Below are 9,380 nucleotides of genomic sequence, written 5' to 3' on the forward strand. Positions count from 1 at the left end.
AGATAAAAAAATATTCTCCTTAACAATAATAAGTTATTTAAATTATTGATTAAGGAGAATATTTTTTTATCGTTGCGATTGCGTATGCATTTATTCGATAACTTTGACAGAAAGATGCAAAATCAATTTACCTCTTTTACTTTTACCATTGACTAATCATAGATAGCCCATAAAAGCGCCACACCTTTAACACATTGTATAGCTCTACAGTCGCTATCATAAATGTTACTCATCCCAATCAATTTGTAGTTGCTTTAAGAAAGCTTCACGCTCTTTCTCAAGTTCAGGATCATGTTCCTCTGAGATAGGTGTTTTTTCATAAGAACGTTCTTCTAACCATTGTGGTGTTTTTTCTCTACTAATATATTGTCTTGAATCGACTGTATTTTTACTTTTAGCGTACTTTTTATTATAAATACGATTTTCAGGTTCGAATATAAATTCCAGATACTCTATTTTTCGTCCCTTTTTTGCTCTAACTTTATGTATCTTTAATGCTTTAAAAATATAACTGAGTTCGTTAATAATAGGTTTTAATACATTCTTATTAATATCGGTCATTCTATACGATGTTGGAATATCTAATCGCTCTCTAAAATCATTTATTTTTATTTTTAAATAACCTGTATGTTTAAACTGCTTAAGTATTCTAAACATGTTTTTAGAATACGTTGATTTAAGCGTCGTCATTTCTTCTAGTTCAAATTTTGTAAAATTATTCGTAATTGAATTAAGTATATGCTTTAGATTAGGAGATGTTGAAATCTCTAAATATTGTTCCTTTTTATGAATTCTATAATGATTAAACAACACAAAGCGCTCTATGATATCGTCATCTTCATACTTAATTGTTAATTCCAACATTTTTTTATATACATCATCCAAATCTTTCACAAATCTACTAATATTACGTGTTTTAGGATTATAATTACTTAATTCTTTTAATTCATCAAAAGTCAGATGTAACGTGTAGGTGTCTTGTTCTTTTAACTTATTGCACATCGCAAAAAACAAATTAATTTCTATGCTTGTAAATTTTCTTAATGGGACGAGGTTTAGATCGTTTTTATATACAACTGTTTCACCAGACATTTTATTATCACTCCATCATTAACTACATCATATAAAGGAGTACTAAAAAAATGAATACTCCTTTATACCAATTGAATATAAGCATAAAACACTTTTATAGCGGCGTCAATGAATAAAAGGAGTGATTATATTTAAACTACTCCCTTTATGTGGCAAAAACACTCCTTTTATGTGGCAAAAACACTCCTTTTATGTGGCAAAACTACTCCTTTTATGTGGCAAAACTACTCCCTCTAATACCTTGAATCCATTGTCTCTCTAGGTATAAAACAATCCCTAAAAAGGTTTTAAAAATATTTATAAAAATATATTAAAAAGGGCGACGTTTATAAGACAGTAGTCACGATGAAAAAAGATTTGTAAATACCATGTTACATACATTTATACTTATACTGTTATTTATATGTGTATCATCACATCACTATTGTACAATTTAAAGTACGTTATAATGATTGAAGCTTTATGTAAAATAGGTATATTAATGATTTTAAAATTATTTTCGCTTCACAGAAATTGATTAAAACGTTAAAGCAAACCAAAACATGAAGGTAGTACAGTTTGGATTAATAAAAAACATCAACTCGAAGTATAGACGTATCTCCTAAGCATACATCTATAGAAAAAGATAAGTCTTATGATTATATTGGTGGATTTGAAAGTTTATTCATGAAAATAGAAAGGGAATAACTTTCTAATGTTGGACTAGTCCACATTTATGCATTCATCTTAATAAATACATAAATGAAGCAATTATTATTGCCCTCGTACCTATAAACGAGGGCTTATTTTTTTGACTTCGAATCATTAGAGAATCTAAAGCACAAAAATGATGATCCCTTCATCAATAATGATTAGAGGACTTATCATTTTTAATTTCATAGATTTAATAAACTTTTCAATCTATCATTTACTTCTATTACCTTTTCAGTTGTCGATATATCAAGATATCGATATGGACGAGCATGTATATCAACAGATTTAATTTGTGTGCAGTCGATAAAACCATTTATATGTTGATTTTTAGTCTTCACTAATACATCTGTTGGGTATCGCTCATCGTATCTTTTTGTAATAGGAATAACCCAAGCAAAACCGGAAACCTTATTAAATTCAGTATCACTTATGACTAAACAAGGACGATAGTTTCCTTTTTCAGTACCAATGACTGGATTAAAATCTAATTTAATTACATCATATAGATTTACCATAATTCACGTCCAACTGATTGACCCCAATCATACTTGTTATGATCATATTTGCCACCGCTTTCAACAAAATCTCTCCATTTTTCTTTAAAAGAATTGGGTTTGGTTAAAACAATTTGTCCTGATTTGACTTTTACTTCTATATCATCGCCAACTTTTAATCCTACTTGCTGTAATATATTTTTCTTTAAGCTAATTGCTTGTCCATTTCCGCTTTTATATATTTTCGCATATGTTGTTTTCATAAAATACGCCTCCGTTAGTATTTACATGTCTTTACATAAGTTATAGCATGTTTACATTGATTTACCATTATCTTATCCTGCTTCAAATTCAATATACGACACAATGCATCAGTGTTCATTGTTAAACTCTCCGTAATTTTTTGATTTTGTTCTAACTCTAATTGAAATCAATATAATTTTTCGGTACTATCTAACGTTAATTTGTTCAGTTGGCGTTCGCCACTTCGTAAACGTTGAATACTTGATGCCGTCACACCTGTTTTTTGATGAATATAATACGCAGATAAATCGCTATTTAGGAGTTTTTCAATTGTTTCGATAATTATATTAAATGAGTGAAACGTTTAGAAAATACTAAAAGTAAAAGATTATGAATAAGGCTAAGGCGATAACAGAAACACCTATCATATAGTTACAGAATATTTTGATTTTGATTCGATTAATTTTTGTCATTTTTATCACCTCATTTTATAGTTGAGGTAAGGGAGGAGAATATCCCTCGATTACCTAATGAATATAACTTAATATTAGCTTGAATGTCAGTTGGCATGCAGTAAAGGAGACAGTGCTTTTTTTATTGATTTTGAACATAAAAAAGATGACCATCGCAACAGTCATCTAAAGTACACTCTTCAGATATGCACCGCAATTTGATATTTATCATAACATGCAATTCATACTTAACGGACTTATATAGACGGCTGAGAGGGTTTAAAATTCAAATTCATATTGTTTTTTCTGCCGTCGACAATTTTATATATTTCAAACCGTGATTCGATGTTTCTGATGTCCTCAGCCACATATTTGAATATCTTTTCATTGATATCTTTCACTGTATACGTTTAACAAATGTTAAATATCAGTATGAACGCGGTCACTAAATTCAAAAAGAATTAATAAAAGAGGGACTTATTGATTTTACTTCAAAAATGGATAAACAACGTCTTTACATCTATATGTCTAAAATCAAGGATCACCAATTCTATTATTATAATAAAGAAAAGAAATCCAACAAATACACATATGACCGTTTCATAGATGTATTGAACATCAAATCAAAGCATACACTAAAACATATTAATACCCTAGTGAAACACAAGCTATTAATCGTGAGCAATGTAGGAACTACAATTTAAGATATAAATGTTGAACAAAATGAGTCAAAGAATGTAGATATTAAATTACACAATAATAAGAATAATCCATCTGATTCACACAATATGCATTTAGTAACACTATAAACATAATCAACTCTAGGGAACAAATTATTGCCTTGAAGATTTGAAGAGTGAAATTGAAGAAATCTTAATCCGTGTAAATCGAAAATAGAAAATACACAACAAAACGATTACCAAAGTATATACTTATCTATTTATAAGTATCAAAGGAGCATTTACTCAAAGATACGAAGAAGATTATAACAGAGGTGTTATTACAAAAAGTCCAAAAATGGCTTTATTTGGAGATCCACAGAATATTGTGACTGTGCTAATTAAATCTATGATTAATAGATAATACAAGTTTTATATAAGACCCTGAGTTGCAGAAATAAAATGATTTATCTAAGTTAATAATTTTTAATTGAAATATAGATGCACACAAACATACACATCAATATATTGGTGTGTATGTTTGTGTGCTGTCCGTCTTACTTTATTTAAAGGGAAACCGTATATATTATTACTGAAACTAAGTAATAACAAAATATAAAGGCTTATATTTTGTTTACTGTTCTAATTATTCCTTCTTTTGTTAGATCAATAATAGACTGATATTTTTCTTTAGTAAGATCTAGTTTGCTTATTTCAATTTTTTCTAATTCTTCAATTATATGCTTTCCTTGAGACAGTATTTTAGAGTATATAGCTATTTCAGATGGTTCTTTTTGTGGTTTAAAGGCGGATGCATCTTCATTTAATTCTTTTTCTAAAGTAGTTGAAATATCATCAGTAATATTAATTTGCTGACTATTCCATTTCTATAATCTGCCCTCTATGTGTTTTTCATTACGATATTGTGAAAGAATATTTACATCTATTCCAGCATCCCTAAATATATCTTCGGGTTCTTTTCCATGATTATATTCTTCTACAATTTTAAGTTTGAATTCATCTGTATAATATATGTTTTTACTATTTACTTTATAAATATGAATATTAGACTCCAATTTTTGTCTAACCTCTTTGGGTAAAGTTGCCATTTTTTTCTCCTCTTCTTTCTTTTTTATTTCATTACTATAAATTGGTTAAAGTTAAAATCCAAAATATATATTTATATCATGAATAAAGAGAAGCGGAATTTCGATATATACTCATACATATGTGTATACATGTGTGTATGTTTATGTTAAGGTGGAAAAGGAGGTGTCTAAATGGAAATAATAACATTCGCAGCCGTTAAAGGTGGAGTAGGAAAAACAACATTATCCTATAATTTTTCCGCATATTTAGCTGACTTGGGGTACAAAGTATTAATGATAGATTTTGATCATCAATGCAATTTATCTCAAATATTAGGAATTTATGATCAAAAAAATACTGTTTTATCTATATTCGAAAAAATAGATGCACTACATATTGAAGAAAAAGTTAAGATACACCATATTAATAACAATATAGATCTTATCAGTGGATTTTTGCGTTTAGATGAGTATGAGAAGCATATGAGTACGACAGATGGAAAAGACATGCAATTATATATGTGGCTGGATGATTACTATGAAGAATATAATATTGGTCAATATGACTATATTATTATTGATACACATCCTGATTTCAGTACATCAACAAGAAATGCAATTGTTGTAAGCCATAAAGTAATTTCTCCTAATAAGCCAAGTGGATTTAGTGATGATTCGAATGCAAACATTTCATATCGTATTAATAAATTAAAGAAGGATTTAATTGACTTTAGGACACGAGAAAGTTATGTAACAGCTAAACTTTTTTTCGTTGGAAATATGGTCAAACATAATACTAAATCATCAATCAATTTTAAAAAAAGCATTGAAAATCAAGAAAATTATATAACTTATTTTCCTGATAAGGAATTAATTACACGCAGTGTTTTAGAAAAAAAGCCAATTGTATCATTTAAACAAGAACCTACAATATACTTAAAGGAAAAAAGTTTTTTTCAGCAATTTATAAATAGTTGTAAAGCTATTAAAGATGCTTGATTAGTACAAAGTAAAAAGAGTACTTTAACTTTTACTCACATAATCATAAGTATATATACCAACATGTGTATGTTTATGCACATAATTCATTATGAAAGGTGTTTTAAAATGGCGTTTAATAAAAAAATTGATAGTAACAATCAAGAAAATAATATAGAAAAAGCTTTAGAAAATGCAGTATCACCTAATACATCATATAAAAAAATAGAGATTAAAAAGGATAAAATTAAAGAAAAGAAAAAGAGATATCAATTTATGTTACAGCCTTCAGTTAGAAAAAAACTAGATGAGTTAGTTGAAGAAAATAATTATTCATCATCTTCAGAATTTTTAAACGAGATTATAAAACAATTATATGTAAACTAGTTTTACATATTATATTTCAGATAAATGAAGGGAAAGTTAAGAAAACCCTATTAACAAAGAATTTGATTTGTTAATAGGGTTTATTTTTGTGTTTACTCAAAAATAAACTTGTAAGTATATATATAAATAAGAACATCAATAAACTTGTAAGTATATATATAAATAAGAACATCAATAAACTTGTAAGTATATATATAAATAAGAACATCAATAAACTTGTAAGTATATATATAAATAAGAACATCAATAAACTTGTAAGTATATATATAAATAAGAACATCAATAAACTTGTAAGTACTTAATATTGAAATAGCAACTTATATTATTAAGAAACACAATTTAATGTCAGTAAATAAAAGAAGATTGTTACCAGAAAAAATAGAGATATAAACATAACAAAATGCAAACGTGACTTTGAATAAGGTAGTAAAGATGATATACCTATTAAAGAAAAAAATGAAACATTTAACAACTATGTACTTTATGTCATTATGAAATGATATTTTTGAGATCAATAAAGAGATATTGGATAAAACCTCTAATATTACATATTAGTTATTTTTAAATTTTAATTAATATATTTTATTATATAAATTAAATTTAAAATCAATTTGCAAAAAAGAACTAGATAATTTATACTTAAGCTAAATTAAAAGTTCACTAAAACGAACTATTAATATAAATGTAAGTAAAGAAGTATTCATAACTGTAAGTATAAGTATAAATAATTATGTAAATAGAGATATTAATATGATAATAAGTAAAATAGTAAATAGGATAATAAATAAGCAATATATGTCCCTAATCATAACTATAGAGCAAAGTTGGTTGTTTACTTATAAACGTAAATAAGAACGCAAATAAAGACGTAAGTAAAGATATAAGTATTAAGTTAAATAATTAAAATTAATGATTAAAGGAGCGTTTTAATATGGCTAACACTAAAACACAGAAGATATTAAGTATCTCAAAAACAAAAAGTGAGAATATCGCAGAATGGTTTGTCAGTGACGCACAGTGGAAATTATTAGCTGAACATTTAGAGTTAGGTAAAACAGCTATCTTCAAATATAAGAAACTAATCAAGATCAAAACTGAAGAAAAGGACGCACTTTATGCGTTAGGAGATATCTTCACGTTGAATCAACTAAACACTGTCATTGAGCTATTTAACGACGCTATAGAACACCCTGAAAAGTATAAAAAACCGAAGAAAAAATCTGACGTCGATTTAAAAGCACAGGCTGATGTCATTCAAAAACATACGAAAGATATGAATATGGATTATTTAGGTTATCAAGGTAAGCCGACGGCAAGGAAAGAGAAAGCCGAAATAGAAACTGAAAACAAAACAGATAAACGGGCTCAAATCCCTGACAAATCAGAAGTTATCGCTAAACATAATGCTGAGCGTAAAGCGATGAAAGAAGAAATAGAAGCTTTGCCTAAAGATAGCCAAGAACGAATAGAAAAAGAACGAGCTTATAAGCAATCAGAAGGCGATAGAATCGCTGAATTTTGGGACGCACAAAAGCGAGAACAGGAAGATAAGTAGGAGTGAATAGCGATGGCTAAGGTATGGAGATACACAATCAAGTTACCACCTATGGGGACACCGAGACCTCGTACAAGACGTTTAGATGATGGACGTACTATCACGTATTATGACCAGTCTTATAGTGATTATTTAGACGCAATACAAGCCGAACTAGCGAAAGATAATGCGATTAATGATGATTTTTATGACGTGATAAATACCGAGTTAGGCGTGAAAGCTGAAATCATGTTTTACGTACAAGCGCCAAGAAGTCAAAAGCGAATAAAAAAGCTAACAAGGACGACAGCACCTGATATAGATAACTTGCTCAAAGCAGCATTAGACGGCATCTTCAGAGGATTAGAAGTCAAAGACAGCCGAGTAGCATTGGTATCAATGGGCAAGTTTCAAGAAATGGAAAATCCAAGAACTGAGATAGTTTTAAGGGGGATTGAGTAATGGCGAACACAAATTTAGATAAGTTTCTAGTGATAGAACAAATGATGGACGAGGCACAGGGCTTAATGGAGCCGTATTTAAGCAGTTTAGAGCAACGTTATGAGTATATGAATGTGTTGAGAAAAGAATATAGTAATCTATCGCATACACTAGGCAAGATACAGCAACGTGTAATCAAGCAAGGTGATAAGCTCGAAGTAGACGCAGACGTAAAGAATGTAGCACAAAGTGCAAGAGACCGAATAGACGAGCATATAGAGGCGATAGAAGAAGATAAAGCAGATGGAGATAATCAACCATCGGTTAAGCAATTAAAACGTGCTAGAGAAAAGTTAGACGGCGAATTAGACGAAGACAGCATAGGAGAAGCATGGCGATTGTTGAAAGTTCGAAAAATAGAAATCGAAGAGTTAAATGTGCTTATGGACTTAATCGACGCTATGGAAGACGGTAAACAAGATAAAGCAGAGAGTATTGTTAAAAAGATTGAAAAGCTAAGAAGTGATTATACAAGTGGCTTTGTACGCTATAGAGAAGCATTAGAGCAAGGAGAAGACGTACAAAAAGAAGTTGATAATGTTATCGGCGATTTAGAAGATAGTGGCTATATACAAGAGGCTGAGAGCCTTACAGACGCAAGACCTAGTATTGCAGAAGAAAGAGGATTAAGACCTGACGCACAACCGCTTCTAGACCTTTTAAACCCTATTAAGAGTGCAGGTTTAGAGTATTTTCAAAGTAGAAATAGGAACTCAGCATCATATGATTTAAACGTTGCGTTTGCGAAAGAAGTTGCTTATACAAGAAGAGCGTTATTAGAAGACCGTGAATATATCGGTACTAGAAACGCATTTAACCGTTTAAATACGGCGTTTGAGGAGCTTTCAGGCTATATGTACGACCGTTTTTATCAACTAGGAGGCACACCAGTAAATTATCACGGACATGATGATAGAGTTAGATAAAAAATAAAAGCAGCAACCAAGCACCATATTAATTATGGTGCTTTTTATAATGCCGTCATATCAAGGTTTTAAAGACATTTATAACCATAATCAAGTAATAAAAATAAAAGTTCTCTAAAACGAACTATAAAATACAATAACCTTTAAAAAGGTATAACTAATTAAATATATCATTAAATAAGTAGATAAGTAAACAGTAATAATAAAAATTAAAAGGAAATTAAGCGATATACAGAGTATATAATCAAATAAAGAACAATATAAAATTAGAGGTAGAAATAAAATAAATATAAGTTCACTAAAGTGAACCGAAAAGGAACGAGTATAAAATTC

Annotated in this window: 9 protein-coding genes; 5 read left to right on the forward strand and 4 right to left on the reverse strand. The window is 29.1% G+C overall.

Annotated elements, in window-relative coordinates; genetic code table 11:
* Positions 1–225 precede the first annotated feature (225 nt).
* The 4 genes from P7F85_RS12875 to P7F85_RS12890 form a co-directional block, all read right to left on the reverse strand.
* On the reverse strand, positions 226–1,092 hold the full coding sequence (locus tag P7F85_RS12875; RefSeq protein ID WP_058714819.1) for a replication initiation protein: 867 nt from the start codon (positions 1,090–1,092) through the stop codon (positions 226–228).
* 875 nt (positions 1,093–1,967) lie between these two features.
* Complete coding sequence (locus P7F85_RS12880) at positions 1,968–2,300, reverse strand: type II toxin-antitoxin system PemK/MazF family toxin (protein ID WP_002467480.1); 333 nt, start codon at positions 2,298–2,300, stop codon at positions 1,968–1,970.
* Entirely contained in the window at positions 2,294–2,542 is a 249-nt protein-coding gene (locus P7F85_RS12885; protein WP_002467479.1) for an AbrB/MazE/SpoVT family DNA-binding domain-containing protein, read from the reverse strand. The genes P7F85_RS12880 and P7F85_RS12885 overlap by 7 nt, the downstream gene beginning before the upstream one ends.
* 1,978 nt (positions 2,543–4,520) lie before the next feature.
* Positions 4,521–4,742, reverse strand: a complete 222-nt coding sequence (locus P7F85_RS12890; protein WP_002467481.1) for an HTH domain-containing protein — start codon at positions 4,740–4,742, stop codon at positions 4,521–4,523.
* Positions 4,743–4,913: 171 nt separating this feature from the next.
* Here P7F85_RS12890 and P7F85_RS12895 point away from each other — a divergent pair, with 171 nt between their 5' ends.
* The 5 genes from P7F85_RS12895 to P7F85_RS12915 all read left to right on the forward strand — a co-directional run bounded on the left by P7F85_RS12895 (position 4,914) and on the right by P7F85_RS12915 (position 9,047).
* A complete protein-coding gene (locus P7F85_RS12895; protein WP_002467477.1) occupies positions 4,914–5,720 on the forward strand; it encodes a ParA family protein in 807 nt (268 codons plus the stop codon).
* Positions 5,721–5,828: 108 nt separating this feature from the next.
* The gene (locus P7F85_RS12900) at positions 5,829–6,086 is read left to right on the forward strand and encodes a hypothetical protein (protein WP_002467476.1); all 258 of its coding nucleotides are present in this window, start codon (positions 5,829–5,831) and stop codon (positions 6,084–6,086) included.
* Positions 6,087–7,017: 931 nt separating this feature from the next.
* Positions 7,018–7,641, forward strand: a complete 624-nt coding sequence (locus P7F85_RS12905) for a hypothetical protein (protein ID WP_002467475.1) — start codon at positions 7,018–7,020, stop codon at positions 7,639–7,641.
* Between the two features lie 12 nt (positions 7,642–7,653).
* The gene (locus tag P7F85_RS12910) at positions 7,654–8,082 is read left to right on the forward strand and encodes a RusA family crossover junction endodeoxyribonuclease (RefSeq protein WP_002467478.1); all 429 of its coding nucleotides are present in this window, start codon (positions 7,654–7,656) and stop codon (positions 8,080–8,082) included.
* Positions 8,082–9,047, forward strand: a complete 966-nt coding sequence (locus tag P7F85_RS12915; RefSeq protein WP_002467482.1) for a hypothetical protein — start codon at positions 8,082–8,084, stop codon at positions 9,045–9,047. Before P7F85_RS12910 ends, P7F85_RS12915 begins: the two co-directional genes overlap by 1 nt.
* The last annotated feature ends 333 nt before the right edge of the window (positions 9,048–9,380 follow it).

It is taken from the genome of Staphylococcus sp. aM, assembly GCF_052975125.1.